The organism is Microbulbifer maximicatervae (SeqCode) (genome assembly GCF_052467615.1).
This window is the reverse complement of the sequence record NZ_CP174319.1, coordinates 1,689,414-1,715,625: the sequence shown is the minus strand read 5'-3', so window position 1 is coordinate 1,715,625 and position 26,212 is coordinate 1,689,414. Positions and strand designations below refer to the sequence as shown.

General features: G+C 42.2%; 18 protein-coding genes. 8 read left to right on the top strand and 10 right to left on the bottom strand.

Going from position 1 to position 26,212, the window contains the following annotated elements; translation table 11 throughout:
• Positions 1-80: 80 nt before the first annotated feature.
• The 3 genes from ACJJIM_RS07780 to ACJJIM_RS07770 form a co-directional block, all read right to left on the bottom strand.
• Positions 81-632: an NADAR family protein gene (locus tag ACJJIM_RS07780; RefSeq protein ID WP_444912890.1), complete on the bottom strand. Its 552-nt coding sequence runs from the start codon at positions 630-632 to the stop codon at positions 81-83.
• A gap of 201 nt (positions 633-833) precedes the next feature.
• Complete coding sequence (locus ACJJIM_RS07775) at positions 834-1,307, bottom strand: NINE protein (RefSeq protein ID WP_444912889.1); 474 nt, start codon at positions 1,305-1,307, stop codon at positions 834-836.
• A 490-nt stretch (positions 1,308-1,797) separates the two neighbouring features.
• Complete coding sequence (locus ACJJIM_RS07770; protein ID WP_413665553.1) at positions 1,798-2,697, bottom strand: ADP-ribosylglycohydrolase family protein; 900 nt, start codon at positions 2,695-2,697, stop codon at positions 1,798-1,800.
• 1,179 nt (positions 2,698-3,876) lie between these two features.
• Between ACJJIM_RS07770 and ACJJIM_RS07765 the strand changes: the two genes are divergently transcribed.
• Complete coding sequence (locus tag ACJJIM_RS07765) at positions 3,877-4,371, top strand: DoxX family protein (RefSeq protein ID WP_444912888.1); 495 nt, start codon at positions 3,877-3,879, stop codon at positions 4,369-4,371.
• Between the two features lie 428 nt (positions 4,372-4,799).
• Positions 4,800-5,852: a DMT family transporter gene (locus ACJJIM_RS07760; RefSeq protein ID WP_413665550.1), complete on the top strand. Its 1,053-nt coding sequence runs from the start codon at positions 4,800-4,802 to the stop codon at positions 5,850-5,852.
• Positions 5,853-6,268: 416 nt separating this feature from the next.
• Here the strand turns inward: ACJJIM_RS07760 and ACJJIM_RS07755 are convergent, their stop codons facing one another.
• Positions 6,269-8,554 carry an N-acyl-D-amino-acid deacylase family protein gene (locus ACJJIM_RS07755; protein WP_444912887.1) on the bottom strand — a complete coding sequence of 762 codons (2,286 nt, stop codon included), beginning with the start codon at positions 8,552-8,554 and terminating at the stop codon, positions 6,269-6,271.
• 869 nt (positions 8,555-9,423) lie between these two features.
• On the opposite strand from ACJJIM_RS07755, the gene ACJJIM_RS07750 reads away from it, so the two are divergent.
• From ACJJIM_RS07750 to ACJJIM_RS07735, 4 genes are all read left to right on the top strand, one after another.
• A complete protein-coding gene (locus tag ACJJIM_RS07750) occupies positions 9,424-10,455 on the top strand; it encodes an XdhC family protein (protein ID WP_444912886.1) in 1,032 nt (343 codons plus the stop codon).
• On the top strand, positions 10,452-11,123 hold the full coding sequence (locus tag ACJJIM_RS07745) for a nucleotidyltransferase family protein (protein ID WP_444912885.1): 672 nt from the start codon (positions 10,452-10,454) through the stop codon (positions 11,121-11,123). Before ACJJIM_RS07750 ends, ACJJIM_RS07745 begins: the two co-directional genes overlap by 4 nt.
• 173 nt (positions 11,124-11,296) lie before the next feature.
• Positions 11,297-11,755 (top strand): (2Fe-2S)-binding protein, encoded by a 459-nt coding sequence (locus ACJJIM_RS07740; protein WP_444912884.1) that lies wholly within the window; start codon positions 11,297-11,299, stop codon positions 11,753-11,755.
• 2 nt (positions 11,756-11,757) lie between these two features.
• Entirely contained in the window at positions 11,758-14,001 is a 2,244-nt protein-coding gene (locus ACJJIM_RS07735; RefSeq protein ID WP_444912883.1) for a molybdopterin cofactor-binding domain-containing protein, read from the top strand.
• Between the two features lie 400 nt (positions 14,002-14,401).
• Here the strand turns inward: ACJJIM_RS07735 and ACJJIM_RS07730 are convergent, their stop codons facing one another.
• The 4 genes from ACJJIM_RS07730 to ACJJIM_RS07715 all read right to left on the bottom strand — a co-directional run bounded on the left by ACJJIM_RS07730 (position 14,402) and on the right by ACJJIM_RS07715 (position 17,967).
• Positions 14,402-15,097, bottom strand: coding sequence for a GlcG/HbpS family heme-binding protein (locus tag ACJJIM_RS07730; protein WP_444912882.1), 696 nt, complete (start codon positions 15,095-15,097; stop codon positions 14,402-14,404).
• A gap of 392 nt (positions 15,098-15,489) precedes the next feature.
• On the bottom strand, positions 15,490-16,035 hold the full coding sequence (locus tag ACJJIM_RS07725; RefSeq protein ID WP_444912881.1) for a hypothetical protein: 546 nt from the start codon (positions 16,033-16,035) through the stop codon (positions 15,490-15,492).
• Between the two features lie 152 nt (positions 16,036-16,187).
• The gene (locus ACJJIM_RS07720; protein WP_444912880.1) at positions 16,188-16,544 is read right to left on the bottom strand and encodes a VOC family protein; all 357 of its coding nucleotides are present in this window, start codon (positions 16,542-16,544) and stop codon (positions 16,188-16,190) included.
• A 229-nt stretch (positions 16,545-16,773) separates the two neighbouring features.
• Positions 16,774-17,967 carry a tetratricopeptide repeat protein gene (locus ACJJIM_RS07715; protein ID WP_444912879.1) on the bottom strand — a complete coding sequence of 398 codons (1,194 nt, stop codon included), beginning with the start codon at positions 17,965-17,967 and terminating at the stop codon, positions 16,774-16,776.
• Between the two features lie 725 nt (positions 17,968-18,692).
• Between ACJJIM_RS07715 and ACJJIM_RS07710 the strand changes: the two genes are divergently transcribed.
• On the top strand, positions 18,693-19,496 hold the full coding sequence (locus ACJJIM_RS07710; RefSeq protein WP_444912878.1) for a hypothetical protein: 804 nt from the start codon (positions 18,693-18,695) through the stop codon (positions 19,494-19,496).
• Positions 19,497-19,519: 23 nt separating this feature from the next.
• Positions 19,520-20,416 (top strand): fatty acid desaturase family protein, encoded by an 897-nt coding sequence (locus tag ACJJIM_RS07705; protein WP_444912877.1) that lies wholly within the window; start codon positions 19,520-19,522, stop codon positions 20,414-20,416.
• 199 nt (positions 20,417-20,615) lie between these two features.
• On the opposite strand, the gene ACJJIM_RS07700 is transcribed toward ACJJIM_RS07705, so the two are convergent.
• Positions 20,616-21,329: an aspartate/glutamate racemase family protein gene (locus ACJJIM_RS07700; protein ID WP_444912876.1), complete on the bottom strand. Its 714-nt coding sequence runs from the start codon at positions 21,327-21,329 to the stop codon at positions 20,616-20,618.
• A 696-nt stretch (positions 21,330-22,025) separates the two neighbouring features.
• Entirely contained in the window at positions 22,026-25,613 is a 3,588-nt protein-coding gene (locus ACJJIM_RS07695; RefSeq protein WP_444912875.1) for a sialate O-acetylesterase, read from the bottom strand.
• Positions 25,614-26,212: the final 599 nt, after the last annotated feature.

The following is a 26,212-nucleotide window of genomic DNA, read 5'->3' as shown; positions in this document are numbered from 1 at the left end:
TGCATTTGTGTGATCCGAGGAGTTACCTCGTACTGACAGCTCGGCACCCACCTTCCCCTATTCTACACCCACAAGCTATTTTAGATGCCTGTTAGCCTGGCTCTCACTTCCATAAGTGCGAACCCTAAAAGATTAAGGCCTTTCCAATCGTTGGGATTTTCTGACGCAGAATTATCTTGGGCCAGACCAATGCCCCATATTTTATCTACTGGACTAGCCTCAACTAATACTCTGTCTTCTGTATTAAGCAAAAATTGCTTTAGCTCAGAATTTTGAGAGAACTTGGCCAGATTAGCATTTACTACAATCTCAAATCGTTTCTCATTCCATATTTCTTGCTGGAACCCAAGTACCCCGCGACCAATTGCCTTAGCCTCTCCAGGAGTGCCCGCAAGGAGAACTTTCTTGCACGCGCTGTCATCACCAAATAACTTCGCCTTATGGTACATCATGTAATGCTCTGCAGTGATAAATCTATTTCCATCTTCTACGAACTTTGACTCATACCACTGACTAAAACAGCTCTTTGATACTTGGCTTCCTTTTTCCTGGTGCCCCCAGAAAAAGATATACTTCACCCTATTGCCTTGATTTACAAAATCAACAAGTTCATCTCTAGTTGTGATCTTCACATTTACTGCCATATGCTTAATGTAATACTGTTCTTAACTGTATTTTACCGAGCCACTCACAGAGTGAGCCAAAGTGTTGAACCCTATAGGAATTTAAGGTCGTGAAAACATTTGAATTCCAAGATCTAAATCTATTTATGTAACCCCATTGAGCCTTAATGACGACTCCACTAAGAGAGACCGTCATTAAGTTATTAAAAGCTAACGAGATTCTAATTGTTTTAGCTGAACGCGCTCAACATAGTCTTGATATGCAGGAATTGAAACCGCAGCTAAGATTCCAATTACAGGTATTACTACAAAGAAGAGTATAAGCACTAAAACTAATGCAGAACCTCCACTTTTATGCCCATATTTATCTAACCACTTCTCGTCAGACGTGCATAAGAACACAACTCCTTCGATAAAGGAGATTAGTCCTGGAATTCCCGTCCAGCAGAATAGAAGATAGAACAATCCCCACCACTGCCCTAGATAGAATCGATGAATACCAAAGCCACCTAAGAATATAGCCAGCAACCCTGCAGCCACTTTTCCTTTGCCGCCTACCTGCTGAGCCGCACCGCAACTTGGGCAAGAGGGTGCCGTTCTTGAAATCTGGGACCCGCAGTCTCTACAAAATACTAGGTTTCGTTCAAGCTCAGATGTGGGCTGTTCATAGATATTTCCGTCCACATTAATACTCCTTAATCTACTTCTAAAATATAACAGTTCACTCACAAGTAGCGACTATATATCACGGTTCCCTATAATTCTAAAGCCTACCAAACTGTCCTCCTCCGCACCTCCAGTTTATTCAGTCCACAAGAACCAACTCCCCAGGCATTCTTCAAAGAATGAATACTCATATCCAGAGTTTCAGTGATAAACAACTAGATTTTTCTTCCTAAAAGCGAATGGCAATCAAGTCAAGATAGGCATTCATACCCTCAATTCTCACATCTCCCACGAAGGAAGGAACTACACGGAATGAAAGCGGGTAGTCGACTATCCAAAGCATCAAGCCGAATAGAGGGCCAAACTCTAAGGAAGCGCCACTACCCTTTTAGGTAGCAGCATATAAGTGTATTTACCGTACTCACTCCACCATCATCAGCATAACGTACATTATGTCGCAGACCCGTTGAAAGCCAAACAAGTGGCTAAATCGAGATTTATATCCTGGTTAGATGGTCCTACCTGCATGATATAAGTCGATCGCCAGCTGTCTTATCTCAGCTGACATTACAATCTCCTCTCGCCAATTAACTGGAATGTTGGAGTACCCATAAAAAGCACCCGCCATCTGCCCGCAAATAGCCGCAGTTGTATCTGCATCATTACCGAGATTTGCAGCCAAAAGGATACACTCGCGAAAACTTTTTCCATGATAAAAGCACCAAGCAGCCGCAATCAAACTCTCTATCACATATCCACTGCCATTTATCTCTTTATAGCCAAGTGCGGAGAAATCCTTGTTGGTTAGTGATCGAAGTTCCTCGCAATAATCAGTTGGATCTAACCCATCAAAAACTTCATCTTTACTTCCCGCTCTAAAAGCTCGATAAATCAATAGTGAAAGCATCCGGCAAGAGCTTATGCAAAGATAAGACCCATGTGTTGTCCTTGAGCTTTCTCCAGCATATTTGATACAAAGCTCTTCGCTCTTACTGAAGAAAATAGGTATTGGTGCCAACCTCATTAGCGATCCATTTCCAGATGACCGTATATCTATACTTCCAGAAAATGGGTCTCTAGTTTGAAGGTATTGCTCTAAGGACTTGGATACGGTAATTCCGATATCAAAACATCGTCCGTTACTACTCATATACCCGTATTGATACCAATTACAGTAGCGATTCATTTGGTCTTCTGGATCAAAGTCGAGTTTGCTTAAGAGGCTATGAGCAAGGCAAAGAGCCATAGATGTGTCATCTGTCCATTCTCCACGTTGTAGCCTAAAAGGGCCGCCTCCAACCATATCTTTAATTGGCTCGAACGTACCTCGTACCTCAAACTCCAGCGTAGTACCTACAGCATCTCCGCAAGCTAACCCTACGAGAGATCCAATAATTCTATCTTCCAACTTAAATATTACCTCAATCCTTGTTTGCCAACGCTGTGATAACTACAGCTATTCTGTCATCGTAACTGTGAGACGATAGCGAAGTCATGTACATCTAACACATGAAAAATCCAGCAAGTGAACTGCCTTCTTGTCAAGAACCTCCAGAAAAACCGCTAGCTTTCCTCATGTTCAGATTCCTTTCCACCCCACTCACCTTTAACAACATGATGATACCCTGCTTCAGAAAAGCTTGTTAACAAATGAATACCAGGCTCTACAGCCAGGCTTGCAGATTATAACTTTTTACAGGTTGATAGCCTCTGTTCCGAACAAGAAAATCTTCTAGGTATATCCTATCAAAAGACACACATATCTCATTACTGTGGACTTAAGCTCTTATGGTATAGATGCCACTACGGATAGAATAAAAAAGCACTTAATGAGTTGGTATAAATACAAATTTTGGGTGATATTAACGTCATATATCACTATAAGATATCTAGAAAGAAACTCAAAAGCATGTAACGGTAGTCGGCTTGTCACCAATAGGCCCCAATTTCAAGCTTAGGACTTTTTCAATACTCAGCAAGTAAATTAATTAGTAACGAATACTATTCAGCTCCTCCATTAATATCCAACATTTTATAAAACAATTTTGAGTTCTTATAAGCTCCCTTAACTGATAATAATCAGTAAATATTGGCTAGCTATATAAAGTAATCTTACGCTCCTACCAAGTATGGTTAGTTAGCTAACCAAATTGTCGAGGGCTATCTATTTGGCGTAATCACTATGGTCAAGTATCAATTCGCTTGCCCTGGCGTGTAAGTAAGCTAATATGTTTTAGTTATCTGGATATCGTATCTTTTGTTTTAAACATCTCGCTAGCTCGTGGTAATCCAGCATGCGCACGAACCCAAATGGTTCATTTGGGATGAGGAATGAATGAATTACTGTCATGCAAAGCATCGCTTTCATTATCTTTGCTTGTTAATAAAGAGATGTCTACTATACCGACTGTTATCGGTGAAACCTCAACCCCTCCAGAATTTACAAAAGTACAGTAACAATGACTGATTCAGCTATTCAATTAGATCTTGCTCATATACAACACAGAAATATAAACAATATGTAACTATATGAAAAATAGAGGCCATCCAAGGTCAGGCGCAAAAAACACTCTACTGGAGCGTAAAGATGCTTACAAAATCCTCTCCTCTAATTAAAAAAATACTCGTCGGCAATCCCGGATGGGAGTGGTTACATATTTTAATTACGCGAGTATCACTGGGATTATTTTTTTCAGTATCAGGATACAACAAGCTATTTATCCCTGAGAGGCATGCAGATCTTATAAACTTAATGAATGAAATAGGAGTTCCCTTTCATGAATTTATGGCATTTTTTTTAGCTTCTGTGGAGTTCTTCGGAGGGTTACTTTTAATAGTAGGCCTACTGTCAACACTTGTCGCCGTCATCCTGTCTTTTGTAATGATTGTTGCCATTACTACCGTTGAAATAGAAAGTGTCATCCCTAAAGATATTGGACCATTAGATTGGATGAGCTGGTTTCTTTATTTACCTCAAGTTTTATATATTATTTTATTCATATGGCTAATAATTACGGGCCCTGGAAAATTCAGTTTAGACACTCTAATCGCAAGTAAATTAGGAATTAACAGGATTAAGTAAAAATGGAATGACACCTAAGAAAAGACACTTTGCGTTGAGGTATTATCACTATATTTATACCTAATAGTAACATGCCAATAGAGCAGTAAATGCGCAATCTAATTCACCATACGGTAAACTTACAGAACCTCAATGCTAGTAAAGTAGGTAAAGATCTTACTTCCATATACTCAGGATGAATTGCATAGACACACTCTATCCAGTAAGTTGCTAAAACAAAGATAATACCTACCAACGTCTGCATTCTAGATAAAAAACTCCAATATCGTTATGTTCAATAAAATTCTCTTTTCCCGACAACTATTGGATTTGGTCTAAACTAACCCAGATCAGAGTTAGCTCCCCTTAACAACCAGATAGTAAAGGCGCAATTTGCTTTGGGTGAGGTAAACTCATTAAGGCTTACCATAGCGCTCAAGGGATATGAGATGGAAAATCAGCCCTCCGTAAAAAGTACTCGATTTTGGTTATGGATTTCGATTCTAATTTTTGCTGCCTCCAACGCGGTCGTTGCGAAAATTGGGGAGCTAGGTGCCAGCCACCCCATTAATGGAAACAACCCTATCTCTTTTTGCAACCTCTTGTTCGCTGGAAATCTCTTGGCGGGTATCACCCTTTTAATTATCTATAGAAAAGATTGGCGCCTCAGCATCTTAAAGCAGTATCCTTTCAAAGACTGGTTTTACATGTTCGTGCTTATTTTGATGTCTGGAGTTCTTGCCCCCGCTTTCTTCTTTATTGCTCTGATGCTCACAGAAGTGACCAATGTCGTTTTAATTGCAACTCTAGATGCTCCCTTGGGGCTTTTGTTCGCTTATCTGATGTTCCGGGAGAGGCCTACCGTGTTCTCAATAGTGGGCGCCCTTGTGGTAACGGTTGGTGTTATTGCAATTTTTGCCCTACACCAACCCCCGATGGACGATCCAATGAGTATGAAAATGCTTAATCTTGGAAATCCAGCCATGAACCAATTTCTTCAAGACCTCCCCAAAGCTGGAGAAATTTTAACCGCTTTAGCCACACTCCTAGGGGTCATTGCAGTTCAGGCAAGCCGGAAACTGCTGGATCGCGTCCCTATTGGCGTGTTCTCAGTTTTTCGTATGCTTGCAGGGGTGATACTGTTTTCGATTATTGTCCTCTCTGTATTTGGCCCCCACCACTTTGACGACCTTTTCTCTCCTTTCCTCTGGGTATGGATGCTTGTATACGGAGCAATCATTATTGTCTTTGGGCAGATCACCTGGTTTAAAGGACTCCAAGGAGGGGCGAGCTCTGCTGATATCTCTATCGCGACAGCCATTACCCCCGTAGCCGGTACTTTCTTCGCATTTCTTATCCTGCAAGAGGTTCCCAACTTCGCTCAAATCATTGGGGGTATCATTATTATGTCCGGAATAGGTATCTCATTACTCGGCCAATATCGCGAGCAAAAAGCCATCGAAATGAAGTATGAAAAGCCATGCTCTTTTAAAGGGGTATAGAGCTTAGTAGATGAAACAGATACTAAAGTGGAGACATAGGTGACGATGTAGGCTTTGCATGCTAGGTAGTGGACTTTGCGAAAGCTCAAAGCTATCGCCTTTATTGAGAGAAATCTCTGTTCGCATGGAGCTATAGCTAATAAATATTGGTGAATAATTTCTCATACAAGGAGGCTGACTTACCTGAGGTTGGACTTCTAAATTATCCAATCCTGACTATAAGGCAAAAGCCCAAACTATAATTTAAGACGATAAATACTCACATATACCAATTCAATCCTGACCTTCCAATTACCACTGTTGTGGAAAACACACTGCCAATCAAAATCCTAATTAATACAAGCAAGGCTCACCCTCGGGTCAACCGTAGCCAACTATCTATTCATAGGCGAGAAGCAATGTGTTTTCCTAGTAAACTAATTCTCAGGGAACCAAGATGGTAATTCCACAAACCCTGAACCTGAATTAACCTTTAAAGTGCTGTATCGACCGCTCAGGCTAACTTTACCATTATTTATTACTTTAAATTGATGTGGCCAAACGACGCCTGGCTCAATCCTTCTATAATCAAACTCCTCAACATAAACACCATTTTTATAAAGTACCTTTCTAATATACCCAGTATCAGGGTCTATACCAAGTAAAGGGGTAATCCTTCCCCCTGAGACGAGCTTCCACCAGCTTTCACTTCTGTGCTCAGGCACATCAAATGGACCCTGCACTTCCATCGATGGGTCACGTAGAAAATAAAGGAAATTAAGCCATAATCCCTGAAGCAAATTATCCTTCTTATTTAAGCTAATATAGGCAGCTGACTCAGGGTCAATTGAATTGCCACCTTGATATAGTTCGTATTGACCTTCTACTCCAAAGTGAATTACATTTTCACGACCTGAATATTCAGCGATGGATTCATTTAAAAAATTTAAATATTGAATTTTTGTGCGCGACGGCTTGCTTTCTGAAGATAACTCTATTGTAGACGTTAAAGATTCAATCTTATGTAATAAATCCTTCCCTCCAAAAGCACCTAAGAGATTTTCTTCAACTTGTAGTGCAGTTGGCATTTCATTCACTAGCGGCTGGTGCCTAAGTAAAACCTGTCCTAAATCTGTACTCTTTATCTCACCGTGGTACAAGGCCAACTCGCCATTAACTAATACATGAATAAACCCTTCTGCGAGCTGCTGCGGATCTTCGTAGGTTGCTCGATCATTGACCTGATCCAAATCAAAGATAGCAATATCGGCATAATATCCAGGAGCCAATCGCCCCCGATCCTGAATGCCTAAGAAACTCGCGGGCAATGCTGTCATCCCCCTAATCAAGAATGGTAAAGAAATCAGAGATTCATCAACAACAAACTGCCTTATCTTCTTAGCAAACGCTCCAAATGTTCTAGGATGTGCACGCTGGCCTGGCACAGCGTGTGAGCCTCCATCCGAGCTCGTCATCATCCATTCCTGTGTTGCTAATAAGCGAATATTATCCATATCATATAATTCAAGATTCATCACAGAAGCATCTCTTTGTTCCTTAGCAATATGAAGTACAGTATCTAAAGTTGTTAGATTTAATTCCTCGGATACTTGTGCTAACGTTTTGCCATTGAGGTCTTTATTATTATCAGTAAATAATAATTTTTCCGGACCACCACGAATGTCAAGCATCTGCCTATGTTCTGAATGTAAACGATTTAGGAGATTTTTACTTTGTAACCGTTCAAGTAAAGATGTCATTCCTCCAGCTAAGGCCCAGTCTGGAATAGTATAAGCCAGCAATGAACTCTGCGTTGCAGTATATGGATGTTGTGCAGCAAATACCTGAGCACCATCCGCCCTGGCATTATTGATCAAGTCTATCCCTACGTTAGCTCGTCCGTCGTTATGCTTACCCTGTGGAGTAAAATGGCTAAAGATAATTCTTGCATCTATTGCTGAACCAATTTTGATAGCTTCAGCAACAGAAGCATCGTATCCTATACCGTTTAGAACTGCCCCCAAATCCCTATCATGGGTATCATAAATAGCTTTATACTTATTTAAGAATGACAGGGATTCAATCACTTCTTTTGTTGAGGCATAAGAAGCCGGTCGGTAAAAAAGACCCGTTGAGACCCCAAAAGCACCTTGCTGCATACCACTTTCAAGATACTGCGTCATTTTTGAACGCTCTTCATTGCTGGCAGGTCTATCATTCATCCCCATAACGTTCAAGCGAGCCTGATTAAAACCCACATAGGTTCCTATATTGACACCGGTATCACTGAGCCTTTCACCTCCCCCCTCAGCGATTTTATATTGCTCTAGAACATCATTTTTCCCAAATCCATCTACACCAACAATTACCGAGGTCACGCCCTGAAAGATCTGGGGCAACATTTTTTTGCCCTGCGGGTCATTGAGATCTGCATGGCTATGCATGTCAATAAACCCAGGAGTAACATATAACCCCTCAGCATTAATGGTTAATTTAGCCTTGCTCCTAAGACTATCAGCGTTCCCTACAAAGACTATCTTGTCATCGACCACTCCTACATCTTGCTTTATCCATGGATTACCTGAACCATCGATAACTTTTCCATCAAGAATCAAAATGTCCAAATAATCTATTTTATTGTTCTGTGCCAGAGTTACCGCACTGTAGAAAAGGAACAATAAAACAAGGCAATACTTAACTAATAAACTCTGTGTAAATTTCACAATTACTCCCCATCAACTACATAACTCAAGCCAAGAACTTCACGATACGGCGAAATAGATAATTCCACACCTTTAATACCCCATGCTTTAGAATACCGCTATTTTCAGCAAGAATTGAAACACCAAATAATATGATACCTGCGATGAGAAAATTGAGAATCGACTTGGTATTCATAATCATCCTTATCAATTTATCTTTATATGGCACACCACAAAACACAACTAAACGGACTTAAAATTCACCGCATTCTAACCTTATCTGTTACAACCTTTGAATCAAACACTACTTATCGCTTAAACAAGACCGGCTATCGATAGAATTCATATAAATCTCAAATTTTTCCTGGCATTGCAATACTAACGTTTAGTTAACCTTATAAGTATTGACGTAACCAATGGTTTCCCAGCACTAGCAGCTTAATATGTAATTTTCCATTCTACATCTATTACCCTTTTTCCTTGCTTTACTCTTCTACCAATGATCAATTACAAAAACCTCTACGCACTAAGCCTTTCCTTACCCAAAGAATCACTAGGAAGTAAGTTACTGATTCGACTCGGAACAAGCTAGTGAGCTGGCACCACTATTTCAGAGGCGGCCAAAATAGAAAATAATCGAATATGGGCCATTTAGGACAAATCTCCACTGCCTCGCCTCAGATTCTACCCTTATAGAAGCAGCCCATTATTAGACGAAAGCACACATCAATTTCCGACTATCGCGCTTAACAGCACAGCTGCCGCATTTTCTGGGAACGACCTTGCATTTTATTCACATTCTTGGAGTATCGCTAAATTGTGGTGTTTTACAGTTTACTGGGTTCCAAATAGGTTTGTAGGTCATTTTTCATGTATTCGAGCACAGAGTTATGTCGCACCATATTGAAGCCCTATTAAGTGAATGGCAGGCATCGCCTGAGGATGACTGGGTACTTGCCGTAATCACAAAAGTTCAGGGCTCAGCTTATCGTAAGGCGGGAGCGATGATGTTGTTTCACCCACTAGGTAAGAGTATTGGCCTAGTCAGTGGTGGTTGCTTAGAGGCCGATTTAAAACGATACGCTCAACGCGCTATTCAGTATGATACTTCGATTAAAGTGATTTACGATGCCAGTGATGAGTCGGATGCTAGCTATCAATTAGGCTGTGGTGGCATTGTAGAACTAATTTTATTTCCCCTCACGCATAGAAACCAATATCTTCAGTTACATTGCCTTTTAGAATATTTGAACTCGGGAAACTCCGCTTTCTACGAACTGGAGTTACCTATTCAAAATACCAATTCAAGAGATCTTGTTGCGAGAGTTATTGCCCCAGAAGCAATGGGCTACCAGATTGGTAGCACTACCAAAGCTACCTTATCACTACAAAATGGAAAAGCAGATGCTCTGCATCCGAGATTAATTATTCCCTGCCTACCCCGCTTCCATATTGCTGTTTTTGGTGGCGGGTTAGATGCTCAGCCAGTAGTCAAAATTGCTCAAGAACTAGGCTGGCACATTACGGTGATTGATGAACGCGCAAGTTTTGCCCGTCATTACGATTTCCCTGGTGCAAGTATTCTAAAGAAACCCTATTCACAGCTGACTACATCGCTGCTGAGTCAGTTCGATGCGGCGATTGTAATGCACCACAACTTGGACTTGGATGCGAAGGCGTTACAAGCCGTAAGCCTGACGAAGCTACACTATGTTGCGCTGCTCGGCCCTCCACATAGACGTGATAAAGTTCTTGATAGAGCGAGGATAAAAGTAAGTGATTTCTATGGTGTCTTTTCCGCACCGGCAGGTTTAGCATTAGGTGGTGAGCTACCTGAGTCCATTGCTTTGAGCATCCTGGCTCAATGTCACGGAGTACTGCATCAAGCTAGATTGTTACCTCTAGACAAGGTCGCAACGTGAATAAATTTATCCGGGAGACAGCTAGACAACCTTCAAAACGGATACTGGTAGCATTGCTCGCTGCCGGAGAAAGCCGCAGATTTAATGGTATTAAATTACAAGCAACAGTAGATGTGATTGACTCAAATGGGAAGATTAAGAGTCAGCCTCTGCTGTTGCAAACGCTTGATAAACTAACCAGCCTAAACACAAAAACATCAACCGGGCTAAAAGTAGAGTTATTGGTAGTTCTGGGAGCGCATCAAGAGAAGCTGGCTAATTTGTTGTCTTCCGATGTGAACCGGCGATTTAACACTAACTGGCAAAGTGGTATTGCAAGCTCTATTAAAGAAGCAGTTATCGAAGCCGAGGCCCTTAAGGTAGATGGTTTGCTAATTGCCTTGGCTGATCACATAGGCGTAACTTTGGATGATTATCAAAAATTAATCACTGTGTGGCAGTCATATGGGCAAACTTGCTGCGCCCAATATCAAAATAGTTTTGGCGTACCTGCAGTATTTAACTCCTCAGATTTTACTGATCTCGCATCTCTCACAGGCGATACGGGCGCAAAGCACTTATTGAAAAAGAAATCTAATCTTGATGCTTTATCAATTGTTGAGATCGAGGGTGTCGCCATAGATATAGATCGTAGAGCTGATATAGAAAAATGGCAACAAATGATTTAGGAAAATCTCAGTTAGGGCTTATTTTCAGTTTTTAGTGAGAGTATCAATTTACATAAGTACTTCCGTAAAACTAGCTCTGCGATAGTTAGATTTCCAAGTCAGAGCCAGTTAACGAAAAGAAGCGATTTCGCCACCGATACGCAATTACTAGCGGGATTATCAAGGAGCGGGTAATGTCAGATAAGAAGTTAACCTTAACCATCAACGACGAAAGTTACGCACTAGATGTTGCACCAGAGATGCCACTTTTGTGGGCAATCAGAGATTTGCTTGGACTAACAGGCACTAAATATGGTTGCGGTGCTGGATTGTGTGGAGCCTGCACAATCCACTTGGATGGAACGCCGACGCGAGCATGTTTAACGACGGTTTCGCAAGCCAAAGGCAAGAAAGTAACTACCATCGAGGGGCTGCAATTTGCTGAATTGAAGCAAGCATGGAGCGACAATAACGTTCCACAATGTGGCTATTGTCAGTCTGGCCAGCTTATGACTGCTGCCGCGCTATTGACCCAAAACCCATCACCAAGTGATGAAGAGATTAACTCTGCCATGGCTGGAAATATTTGCCGTTGTGGTACCTACACACGAATTCGAGCTGCTATTCAAGACACCGCTAAAAAGAGAACTTAATAATGAGTAGCTTTACAGCCGTAAAAAATTTCAGCCGCCGGGATGTACTTAAACTATTTGGAGCAACTGGCGGGGGCTTAGCTTTAGGTGCAAGTGGGATGAGCTGGAGTCCGATGGCCATAGCACAAGGAAAGGAGCCGAGGTTAAACCTGTTTGTTGCTGTTGGCGAAGACAATAAAGTCTATCTTACCTGTCATCGTTCAGAGATGGGCCAAGGTATTAGAACCGGGATACCTCAGATACTCGCTGATGAGCTTGAGGCTGATTGGCAACATGTCGTTGTGATTCAAGGGTTAGCCGATAAGCGCTATGGAAGCCAGAATACCGATGGGTCACGCAGTATTCGTAAGCATTATGACAAAATGCGACAAATGGGGGCAATAGCTCGGACTATGCTGGAACAAGCTGCAGCAGACTCATGGCAAGTGCCTGTCGGAGAAGTGGAAGCCAGGAATCATAAAGTTGTGCATGTAAAGTCGGGCAGAAGCTTTAGTTATGGAGAGCTAGCAGTTGCTGCTGCGAAACTGCCCATACCAGAATTGAACCGCGTGAAACTGAAGGAAAACAAGGACTTTAAACATATCGGCAAATCTCACAAGATTGTCGACATGGATAATATGCTATCCGGAAGAGCTAGATATGGCTACGACATTCAAATAGATGGCATGCTGTATGCCAGTATAAGCAGGCCCCCGGTTCTCGGTAGTGATGTAGAAAGTTTAGATGATACCTTGGCTCGCAAGGTTCCCGGGGTTGTGGATGTGATTCAATTACCTGTGCCCGAAGGACCACCTAAGTTTCAAGTTTTAGGTGGTGTAGCAGTTATTGCTACTAACACCTGGAGTGCCTTGCAAGGGCGTAAAGCATTAGAAATAACTTGGACTGCCAGTAAGAATGATAGCCACAGCAGCACAAGTTTTATGGAGTCGTTAATTCAGAGGGTCAAGGAGCCTGGTAAATTAGTTCGCCAACAAGGAGTTGAAAACACCGATTGGCCGGAGGACTCTACCCAGCAAGCCATATACACAGTGCCCTATTTGGCCCACGCACCGATGGAAGCTCCTGCTGCTGTAGCTTCAGTTACACCAAATGGCTGTGAAATCTGGGCATCAACACAAACACCGCAAAGTACGCAGCAAAATGTAGCAACAAACCTCGGGCTCAATGACGAACAAGTGAAAGTTAACGTCACGCTATTAGGGGGCGGCTTTGGAAGGAAGTCAAAGCCTGACTTTAGTGTGGAAGCGGCACTATTGTCTAAAAAGCTTGGACGGCCGGTTAAAGTTAGCTGGAGCCGCGAGGACGATATCCAAAACGGCTACATGCACGCAATTAGTGCCCAATTTTATCAAGCAAAACTTGATAGCGATCAAATGCCAACGGCAATACTACAACGTACCGCCTTTCCATCCATTAGCACTACCTTTGCCGAGAACGTGGAGTACCCGTCCGCTGGAGAGCTGGACCTTGGCTTTGTCGACATTCCATTTACTGTGCCAAGTCATCGTTGTGAAGCGGTTAAAGCATTGGCGCATACCCGTATCGGCTGGATGCGCTCAGTGAGTAATATTCAACACGCCTTTGGTATTGGTAGCTTCGTGGATGAACTGGCACACAATGCCAAAGTATCATGCCCAAAGATGTGGAAAGAAATGTTGGGCCAACCTAGGCATATCGACTTTTCCGGTCAAGAGTTCAAATACGGGAACTACGGAGAGGATCTATCACGTCACCCAGTCGATATTGGTCGCTACCATCAGGTGATTGATATTGTTGAAAGGAATATGGCTGAATTTACACATAACCAGCCAAATCAAGGCTGGGGCTTTGCCGTTCATCGAAGCTTTAATAGCTATGTGGCTATAGCGATTCTGGTGGAGGTGGAAAACACAAACCTTAAGGTACTGCAAGCAATTGCAGCTATTGATGCTGGACTTGTTGTTAACCCTGATAGAGTTGTCTCACAAACTGAGGGCGCGGTGATTTTTGGCTTAAGCTTGGCGATGATGGGAGAGGTAGCCTTTGAAGATGGGAAGGTTAAGCAGTCCAACTTCCATGATTACCCTGTACTTCGTATGGGGCAGTGCCCTGACATTTCGGTAACGGTAGTGAGTGCCAACTCTGCTCCAGCAGGCGTTGGTGAGCCTGGTGTGCCACCTGTAGCCCCTGCATTGACCAACGCGATATTTGCAGCAACAGGAACCAGAATTCGCGATCTGCCAGTAAACAAAAAACTTAATGTTTAAGTTATGAGTACAATCGCAAAGGTAGAGCTTTATATCCCCCCCCTACTCGTTCTTCGTGAAGGGGGATATAAAAGAAAACAGCGTAGACTAAGACCCACAGAACTGACTGAATATAATGCAATTCCATTATTGACTCATCAAACTTGTCTCAATCTACAACCTAAAAATTAAATCGCTAAAAAGTTTCTTAATAAAAGCATGGATTGCTACGTAGCAACGGGATACAGGATTAAAAATTTTCGCTTTTTCGACTTCCTCACACAGAAGTCTCATAGTTTTTGGGCCATAGCCTTTACCTTGTTGGGCAACATCAAATAAAGACATATCTACAAAAACCTCGTTCGGCTTGCCATTTTCATTATTGGGATAGTGTTGAATACTGCTCTTACTGGAAACTAAATTACTTTTTTGTTCTAACCGAATAAATTTTAGAGAAGCTTGTCGCTATATCAACTGATTCGGGAGAACATGCGGGATGCCCCCAACCACTAGCGCTAACGCCATCAACAATATCATAGACAATATTGTCATCCTTATTGGGGCTAACTCCTGAAGGCACATAATCTAGCTGGAGGTTGTGGCGCAATTTCCATGCGATATTATGATCTGCACATGAACTATCACCGCTAACCCCTAGAGCGCCGATAAGCTTTCCTTCCTTATTATACAGAGCTAAACCGCCACCAAATACATTAATTCCTCCAATCTTTTTACCCACCATCGGGTCATCTTCTGTGCCAATTTGATTTGATGAACCACCATAAGCGACATTTGTATCAACTGGATTGCTATGCTGTAAGCCATATAAACTACCACCAGGCTGTACAGCCGAAAAAAGGTTCGCCGTTGATAGTGATAGGTCGGGAAGACTGAAAGCATTCGCCGTGTTTGCCTTTTGCGCTGAAATAACTCTACTCCCAGGCCATTGATCACCTCGATCCTTGCCTGAAAAGGCAACCAATTTAACGACACCATCCCTGTCAACGATAGTTGCCCACATATTTAAGTTAAATCCACCATTTTTTTCGCTTACAATATCTTTAAGCACTTTCTGAAGCTCAGAATGCGTTGGGAATTTAACTGAAGCAGCGTCCATACCAACTTCTCCTTTTCTCGCTCAAGTAATTAGCATCCAATCATAGTAGCTTATTGCATTAAATGTGCTTCAACTACTAAAGGTCAGTAGAGCCAACCTATACTCTGCCAACAAGTTTGAAAATTATTTTCTCGCCCACTTGATTGAAGACTACCTCTATTGAGAGTTATGACTAGCTTACAACCAACAAGCAGGATAGATCATATTAATCTCCAACCAACTGGTTCCGAATCATCTAAATTAGACTTAACTATACGAATGATTGACGACCACCAAATAAACACCATCTAAAATATAAAAGCCTATATACACAATAAACGATTTTAAGCTAGAAGAATTACTCAAATAGTAAATTACAGAAAACAATCATGTCTTTTTACAACTGACTCTTATCAATAAGCAGGGTTATAACCGGCCACCCAAAATACATTTTCTTCGCCATTTATACCTATTGTATCGAACGACTCATATACCCATAGGTCTGAATCTAAATTTCTATCTAGCCCATCAGAAAGATACTGTATATTATCTTTAATTGATACGCCCTTTGGATTAGAAGACATTATTAGAGCCAGTCCTTTTGCCGGACTACACTTGCTTAATTTATCAAAGTCACTTCTAATTTTAGGTATTTCAGGACTACCTGTTGAGCTCATCCACCTCTTCACTTCCACCACCACTTCTATTTCTGATGGCACATCTTCCCGGAAAACAACAAGATCAATTAAGTCATACTCGACCTGAATCCTTCTGGCGAAGTATCTAAAAAGGTACCTGGCAATGATGAACTGATAATATCTCTCATTGTTTATTTTTAGAATCCCAGCTTGGTCACACGAGTAGCAAGAATTATTGGAAAGTGACTCCTGAAGATACTGATCCTCCTCCTGCAGAGCCTTGCATGATAAAGAAATTAAATCTTTTAATATTAAATCCACCTATCCTCCAACTCACTATTACGCACCACATTGAAGAGTTACTTTGGAAATCAAACTTTAAAATACAAAACTGTAAAGAAACATATACTCGCCACCAAGCAGCATCAATGAAGGTCATGCTTCACCAATATAGATAAAAACTGACTCTATTACTAAGATTTAGCTTGCCTAAGCTGAACGTGATTCCCCTCAGGATCAGCTACGTTACAAACCTTGAAAATTGGATTTGACCACTCACCTTCCATAGCCCTGCCCCCAAGTGCCTCAGCCTTATTCTTTGCAGCTTCAAGACACTCCACCATGACAAATAATTTAATTGTGTTGAAATTTCGCTCAGGGAGCTCTATGGGCGGGACGTGTACAACAATATTAAATCCATCTTTACCCATACTAATTAACTTATCTGTTTTATGTAGCACATGAAAATCAAACATTTTTAGATAGAACTCGGAGAGACTCCGTATATCTCTTGCATATATTACGACTCCAAACATTGATGTTTCACTCATATCTTACCACTCCTTACCTTACAAGACTTCTAAATATCTCGACTTATATTGCATAAGAAACAGCCTCCAAATACAACAAGTTATTGGCAAACTAAATAAATATTAAACCTTAAATCTCAGTCACAAGCCTCAAACTATAGAGCATTTTCCATCTATATTGAGATAGACCTATAACAACAAGAGACAGTTAAAGGATAGATGCCATCTGCATCCTTCCTTGCCCTAACTGTTAAAGCCCTAATTTAGATAACTCTAACTCCCTCGTATTTGGCTTTTCGTCTAAAATATGATCGATATATCCTTTAATTGAATCTGAGTAGCTTGGATCTATTTTTGCGGAATGAATCAACAAAGTGTAAGCAGCTGGATAATTATCGAGGTAACCATATGCTTTACCCAGATTAAAGAACGACCAAGCATTTCCTCCTGTCATTTGAATATATCTAGTGAAAGCATGCTTAGCTTCACCCCATTTTTCTAACCGAAGCGAGCACCACCCCATCCTCTTTTGATAATCGTAATAATATTGATAATTATCAGAAAATTGCTTGACGACATCATAGCACTCTTGATATTTCTTCTGGTAGGAGTATGCGTTTGCAAGTTCCATATATAAGCCATAATACCCAGAATCAATGTGCTCCCTGGCTAAGCTTTCAGCCAACTCATATTTTTTCTTAGCGTTTGCTCTGTTTACTTTATCGGCAATAATATACCCCTTCATCTGCCGATGAGTGCTTTCAGTTATTAAATTTTCTCTCTGTGCCAACTTCAACATTTCTTCCATAGAGAAATAACTGCCCCCCCATCGGGGCTTTAATCCATGCATATACGTATGCCAAAGAGGGAAATCATTTTGAGTATGTTTTACACCTTTGAGCAACAATTCAAAAGCCTCTTCTGCATTATTCCCTTTACTATATATTGATATTCCGATTGAAGTGTCATAAGCCCTAATTAAATCAGGGTCTATTTCCAGAGCTTTTACTACCAATGTATTTGCTAGCTCCAAATCAGCGTAAAGTTTTTTAAAGCTTGACTCTGACGTTTGAGAAGCCCATTTGTTACCCCGATGATATTGGCCTCTCCTATAGTAATATCTGCCCAAGGCTGAATAGGCAAAAGCGGACTCCGGAAATTCCTCGAGCCACATCTTGAGTTTGCTCTCGATCAAACCTGACTTGTGATCACTGGTAAACCAGAGCGTCCCAAACACATCTATATAAATCGCATCACTGACTTTACCAGATATATATGCCTTATTTGCCGTTGCTTGGATATTTTCAAGTTCTTGAAATCTTTCTTCTAACAGCAATTGCCTGTAATATCCATGCGGCATTACTTTAAATGAATCTGCTTTGGGCGCCTTTGCACATGACAATATCAATGGCAACATAATTAACAAACAAAATTTAAGCTTCACTATATTTATCCTTACTACTTTTAAAGCGCATAATTATTATAACATCTTACCGTGTGGCAACTTCCATTTATGGCTCTTAAGCAATCTACCCTGGCCTACAAACAATTAGAGCGCAAATGCTCAGAAAAACCTAGGTTATAGGTACAATAACCCAAGATAACACCCTGACTGACCGCTCCAGTTACAGATTTTATCTTTCAAAGCTACATTTCAAACTGGCTCTAACTATCATCAATGTGACGTAAATCATGAAGGGATAATCGACAGTTACATATGGAACTTATGTTACATTCATGGGACGTCTCTGTCGATTATTATCTAACTTACTAATAATTGGTTTTACAAGAGCACCAATCCATAGACACTAGCCTTAAAAATACTCTTCAAGCACTACACAAAGTTATCCCTGTAGAATTTCTAAAATAAACACTTTTGCACAAGCTTCCTTTTTGTTAGCTATTAACATCTACAACTTTAACTGCCTTAGCAACAAAGCTTGAAATTATCATCTCATCCTCGCACAGAGAGCTTATCAAGCACTTGAATATAATCCTCCCCCATAGATTTCTATCACGATGATAAGGATATCGGATAGCAGTAGATGGCATTACCGTGGATTTAAGCGTCTATTTGTTTAACCCAAAGATTACAATGTCTTGCAAGTTGTGCTCTACCCTGTAATATCACGTAGAACAAATACCAGGATTATTGTCAGAAATATCATTATGTATCAGTTTACGTATGAGCCTACCCCCAAAAATGTCCTACTGGACCTGATGGGCGTTAACAAGCGACACGAGCTTGGAACCAGTCAGCTCAGCTTTATATCTGATGCATTTGACATTTCTATCAATAGTCTACGAGTAACATTAAATAGATTGGTGAGTACCGAATTGGTCAGCCATGATGGGCGGGGAGTGTACCGTTTAACAGAAAAAGCGATCGCCAAACGCGCTTTTATCAACCGCTGGCAACATGATACTTTTCATTATGAAACTTGGGACGGTAGTTGGCTTACTTGTCACTTACCTAAAGGAATATCACGTACGGTTCGTAGAAAGTCATTATCGGTTCTCCAATGGTATGGTTTTTCCGTAGGCCTCGACCACCTGTGGGTACGACCTAACAATCTAAAACTCGCCCATACTGAAATAATCGCTTCATTAGATACTCTTGGACTTGAGGTAGGGGCTAACTGTTTTGTATTGCATGAGGTTCCGGATTCATTAGTCTCTCAATGGGCTCACCAGCTATGGGATATCGAAAGGCTTGATAGCGAATATGACGATCTCGTACGGTCCCTTGAGAACAGCCTTAAGACTCTGTCAAATAAACCTATTTATACAACATTATCAGAAACATGCCGGTTGGGTGGTGAGGCCATTCATCGCCTAGCGATTGATCCTCTACTCCCAAAGATAATAAGACCGCAAGAGAAGTACCAAGAATTGAAGAATATCGTGCGTAAGTACGATCGTGTTGGCCGTAACATTTGGCTGGAACAGTTGAAGAAGTTAGGTGTTGACTAATAATCACAACAAGGTACTCCTCAATGAATATCCCAATTAGCAAAGAAGAACTCAAGCCTTTTCTGCAGCGTAGTGATGCCAGAGCTTGGTGGATAGTAGCAAGCGCTTGGATTGGCATCGTTAGTATTTTTGTTATTGCAGCACTATTACCGTATTGGTACGTATATATTGCAGCAGTATTCTTGCTTGCTGGGCGTCAACAGGCCTTAGCTGCAATCATGCATGAAGCCAGTCATAAAACGCTTTTCGCAACCCGGGCCTATAATAAATTCGTTGCCAAGTGGTTATCTTCGCCATTTTTATTGATGGATGGTGATACCTATATTAAGAGCCATCTAAAACATCATCGAAATGCTGGCACAGATAAAGACCCGGATCTGAAGAACTATAAAGACTATCCTGTAAGTAAAAGGAGTCTAGCGAGAAAATTCATTAGAGATTTTTTGGGAATCACTGGTTTAAAGGCAAACCTATATCTTTTTTTAAGCGGTCGAGATTTGTTGAGCAGAAATAAGAGAGTTAATTATCAGTTGACACGGGGCCTATTTGTTAACGGTATCATGTTTGCGGCGTTGTGGGCCTCTGGCTTTCCGCAGTTGTATATCCTATGGGTGATAGCCTACTTTACAGTCTATATGGCAATCATTCGAATGCGTCAAATCGCTGAGCATGCCGGGGTTAAAGATCTCTATCATCTGGAACCAAAATATAATACACGATCGGTTCCAAGGGGAATTTTAGGCTTACTCTTTGTCAGCCCCACCGATGGATTAAGCTACCATTGTGAGCATCACGCTTTTATGGGTGTGCCCACCTATAACTTAAGGGCACTCCATAAGTTTCTTAAGGCTCGCGGGTACTATGATGACGTAGAGCTGGCCGATAACTACCTTGGCGTGTTAAGGCAGGTGTTAAGATAGCAACTGAAACTGAATACTTCGCGGCAATACAGCTTAAGATAAGTATGATTCTTACGCCGTATTTTCCATACAGGCAGCAGCAAAAGCCATAATAACCTATCCGTGAAATGGTTTTTTGCTTTGCTGCCATCTAAATCCATACATTAGGGCTTCGCTTTATATGTGATAAATGCCGATCGAGCACCCACTATTGCGCTTACTAGGAATATTCTGCACGCCCAATAGCCAACCTAATTGCTGCCTCCGCTAATAAATGATTGGAGTTCAAGGTAGGCAGAGGAGAGTTGGAGTCACTAATTATTAGTGGTATTTCTGTACACCCAAGTATAACGGCATCACAACCATTAGCCTTCAAACTTTGAATTACCTCTTGAAAGTAAGTTACTGAATCTGGCGCCGAGACACCACAGACCAATTCTTCCATAATTAAGCGGTCTATATTGTGTACCTGCTCATTTGTAGGTCGCAGCCAACCAAGGTTCTGCCCTTCAATTTTCTTTGGGTAAACATCACTTTCCACCAGCCATTTGGTGCCTAAAATACCAAGCTTTTGATAACCGCGAGATTTCGCACTCTCTGCTACAACTTCAGCAATATGGAGCCAAGGTAGCGGTGATGATTCTTTTACATACACAAACGCCTGATGAATGGTATTATCTGGACAAATTAAGAAATCAGCACCCTGCGCTTTGAGCTTTTTAGCTGAAGAAAGCATTAGGTCACCAACACCCAACAAATCGCTGTTATTCAATCTACCCACATAGTCTGCCAAAGAGTGAGTATGCATGGAGATTTCCGGGTGTGCATACTCCCCCAAAATTTTGGGGCTTTCAGTACATATTGTTCTGTAGCAAAGGGCGGCCCCTTCTGCGGAGCATCCAACTATACCTATATGTTTTGGCAAGGTTTTCATGTTACTAAACTTCTATCTATTAGAATTAATCCGCTACTTAGAATCGTGGCGGTCCCTTATGATACGCACTACTATCGATACTCACTTTAGAGTAACTAAAGGAGTCACTGAATAACTCCGTAATACCTCTGCGGGTCTTGAAGTCTGCAGATGTTAGGCGCAGCTCGCCGCGAATGGCCGAAGCCCTTTGCAAGAGCTGCAACGCAGCAGATACGGCCTTCAAGGCCCGCCCTTCGGGGCTTGCAGAGCGATTCACACTCCGCGTTGTGACTTCTTGAAAGGTCTAGACATTCCTGCGAAGCCGCGCCTTGATTGTGAACCGCTCTGCATGCCAGAGGCATCACGGAGTTATTCAGAGGCTCCTAAACTTAAAACCCAAAGGCTACATCTCTACCGATATCAATATTCCCTTCACATATTTTTTTCAGCAAAAGTAATTTTGAAGACACAGCTAATCAATGTAACGCCTATCTCAAACGCTAAAGTACGCACCTTTTGATGGGGCAAATTAACTACTTGAGTATAGCGCTATTGATATCACGCTATTAGAGCGAGATACAGTATGGTTTGAAAAATCTGACAAGATAAACGGAAGGGATAATACTTGTTTTTTGGCTTTGTGGGCTAGGTGAGCGTAGATAAGACTTTCAGCAGGGAGGCCTTATCTACGCACTTGCTATCGAGTATGATTTTTAATCAGCGCAAGTTGTCTCTCTCTTCCTTCATGCGTTTACCTATCGCTAAATGCGCCGCTGGATCAAAATGGTAATAACCTGAGAGATCATCTGTTTCATGAGCCTCAACATTGTAGATGTTGTCTGCAACAGACTGTTGGGCAGACTGGATAGCTCCACTGGCATCACCATAGTGGCTTTTAGCAATAACAATGGGCAAGTCATAATCATTTAGCGCTTCCCGTAGGCCATTCACCAGACAGGTCAAATTCGCCTCATAGTTGTTTTCATTTACAGTTTGCCCTCCATCATTCCAACCCTGGAACCAGATAAAACTATCGATTTCAATCGATTTATTTTCATACTGCGGAAAGTAACCAGCCAAGACTTCAGGGTCGCGCAAGGCCTCAATCTTCTCCAACATCGCAGTGTAAAGAGACTCCTGATTTTCCTCATCTTGGGTCCACTCATTAGCGGCGGAGTCATGGCAGCCAGGGACCTTCCAGTCAACTCTCAGGTCAGTACCACCCTGAACCACTTTTAAAAGCAACAGATCGTTCTCAGTCTCGTCACCGAGGTAGTGCCCTAAAGTGAGCTCTGGTCCATAGCGGTTAGTAGACACGCCGTAATTGGGGAACAATTCACCATGGCGCTCAGAGAAGGAGAGAGAACCGGTATCATTCAATGAACCCTGATACTGCAGTACAGTAATATCGTCTCGTGTACCTTCAAGAGCTGCGTCCAGGTGACCATCAGTATAAATTTCAGCTACCTCCATAGCAGTACTCATTTGCATCCAGGCATCGTAGTTGTACCCATAGGAGCCATCGCTAGAGGAGAAGTAATATCTACTGATGGTGGCAAAGAGTCGGTCAGTCAGATCAAAGTTACGGCTATCACAGGTTTCACCTGTATGAGAGTCGAGACTGCCTGCACGGCAGAGGAATTGCCCGAGCTTCTGCACCACAGGATCTTCGTTATCATCGCTAAGTCTCTGGTTATAATCGGCTAGCGAATCACTATTATTGATAAACTGCTCTGTTATCTGGTCATCACTAATCGCCGTAGAACCACAGTCGACATCGCCGTAGGTGTAATCTGCATTGGCATGACAAATCAGCTCTTGCAAGCGATCTAACCGGGTGTTGTTGCCTTCCATATTGGACTGGCCTGCCATAACCACAACTTTTACAACATCCTCATATGAAGTATCACCCACTGGATCGGTATTTACGTCACCACCAGATGGATAGATAGCAAAATCATAATCATAAAACTCAAAATCCCTGAAGGTGTCAGGAGTTGTGACTACGAGAGCATAGAGTTCATGATTGGCAGGTACCGGTACTACGGTACTTGAATCTTCCCCGGAGCTATCAATATCAAATGGATAATAGCTACGAGAGCCAGTAGATGGGTTGTAAACCACTGCACGACCACGGAAGTCCGCATGAGCTGGGTTATTTTCAGCATCAACCCTAACCGCAATGGTGTAGTTACTGTCTTCAGTAATACCTTCTACCTTAAAGGCATTAAAAGCCCAAGAGCCTGGTACAAAACCGGTATCCATATCAGTCCAGCTGTTACCCGTCCCCTCCTGATCAAATGTTTGAGTGTACTTATTATCGTGGGTGCTGGCATCAGGGTGCTCACTCAACATCCGACTCAAAGAGGCTGCCTCCGATACCTGGTAGGCCTCACTCTCAACCATATCCCAGGTCGTGATTTGTGCGGCAAAATCTGCAAATAGGGCCTTCATATCGTGCCCTTGTGCTGTTAGATAGGCATCCGCTGCTTCCAGGTCGTTGAGCCCATCCCTGGAGTCACGGAATACACCTCCCATCAGATCCTTACTCACAGCATAATTAGTCAGCCAAGACCAGAAAATATATGCACCGTACTGATGCCCGCCTTTAAAGTCATAACCATATTGGTGATCGACGGGAGAGTCTTGAATGGCCCAAAGGGTAATATGTGGGTGGAGGGTGTAGTAACCCAGCAAGCTATCTTTAACGCCCGGGATATTGTGATCCGCGCCCCAGCTTGCGGAGGATTCCAGGGTGTACTTACCACTGGACTCACCTGTAACCCTGTTTAGCTTACCCTGATAGGAGTGGAAGTTCTCATGCATCCAGTGCTGGGCGTTAGACTGGGTAAGCGGGTTATCCTCCAGGGTGTAATTCTTAACGAACGTATTACTAATTGAGTCATTGAGTTCTAAATCACGGGTGGAACCTTCATCACTGAAGTAAGTGCAAAGCTCGCCTTTTCCATACATGCCGGCTTCAAAGATATTCCTCTCCCATACCCGCTCTTGAGCCACAATATAATGCTCAAAATTAGCCATGGTTTTGTCGGTATCATCCGACCACCATTGGCACTGGTACGTTGAACAAAGATAGTTGTTGTAACCATCATAGGGGCTGGTAGCAATCATGGATTCATTGCACTTACTGCCACCCAGGTCCATGACTTCATCGTATGTCAGCACACGCTCATAGAGTCGCGCATCCCAGATTTTTCCCGCAAAGGGCCCAAATTGCAGCATGTCGCCCAAGTAAGGATAGCTATCACCATCAACAGATATCGAAGTAGAAGCCTCACCGTTTACGTACACGGTTAGCGTGCCATTGTCGACCGTAACTGCGACATGATTACAGCTACGGGTTTTTAAAGTACTTTCTGCGTTAGAAAACTGCTGGCTGTCTTGGCCGCCCAATTGCCCTACAACAACCTCATCACTGATGCCTATATAAAAGCTGCCGGAGTTATTATCACCATTAGTATCGGCAATTGATCTCACCATCACTTCATCGTCTTCAGTACTATCCGGGATGAACTTAAAAGACAAGCTAAAATGCGCGAGGCCATCTTTCTCAGGAAGAGCCACCGTCATGTCTGCATTATTAAAGTCGTTGCGACTGACAAACATTGTGCGCCCTTCTACATCTGGATCCGAAGATGCACTTTCTGTTAGCGCAGTACCCTCAACAATCACAGAATTTCCACCCGCTACATCACGGAATTCCAAGTGAGACGGGACATGCACCAGAAGGCTGTCAGCTGGTCCATCCAGGAAATCGCTGGCACAATCATTTGCCGCAACTTCAATAGTAACTGTCGCAATATTACTAGCACCACTACTATCTGACGCTAGATATGAGAAGCTATCAGTACCCGTAAAGTCTGTTGCAGGGAGGTACTCCCAGCGACGCCCACTTCCTGTTAAAGTGCCATGCGCCGGCTCCGACTGAATAGAATATTCTAGAGAATCCAGATCTTCATCATACGCAGCAAGAAATATAGATTTTGCAAGTCGGCCGTGTGCGGCCATCTGTACCAACTGATCATTGGCAATGGGCAGCGTGTTAGAATCATCACCTTCATCCGGGGTATCTACCACTCCCCCACCCGAATTTCCACCGCCTGAATTTCCACCGCCTGAATTTCCACCACCCGAGTTATCACCGCCAGTGTTCTCTTGCGGTGTCGTCTCATCGTTACTACTACCTCCGCCACCACAGCCAAAAAGTAGTGCGCTTAATAATAATACGAGGGGGGCCTTAAATGCCTTTTCGGAGCGATTTGTTTTGCTGATACGTATAAACATTACTTGTCATTTAGAAATACTGAAATTAACAAACGAAGCTTATCCGTATCTCCTCGCGGGTACCGTGAACCAGTTCTTTGATTGAGTCACCCTGACTTAAAATTAAAGCCACCACTAAAATTTATTGACTTACTTAACTTTTCCACGACGGCTCTTTTTGACTACTAAGGCTTACAAATCTATTGGCTATTTATAGAACATAGAAAATTATCAGTCTTCTCTTGAGGCTTGATAACTAGCTATGTAACGAAAGCAAGGCGTTATAAGTGCACTTAACTTAGCCTTCCCTTGAGTTAGCTTCCCATGCTCATTCATCAGGCAATTAAGGCATACCTTGAGTATTTCAACATCTACCAAGACACTGGACCCTAAGCTTGCTGCCAATGTTGGAAATATATTTGATATCAGAAAGAGTACGACAAGACAGGTTAGACGGTTAACCAAGTCGCACTTAAAAAAACGCTTCTTTATCTCTCAGGTTTTGCAGACCATATCACAGCATTATAAACAAGGCTCTTGCAGTAAATCTTTTGCAAAGCGTTGGGCATAACTTCTCTAGTTATTCACAACACAGCCTAGTCAATTAAAAGTAAGAAGGT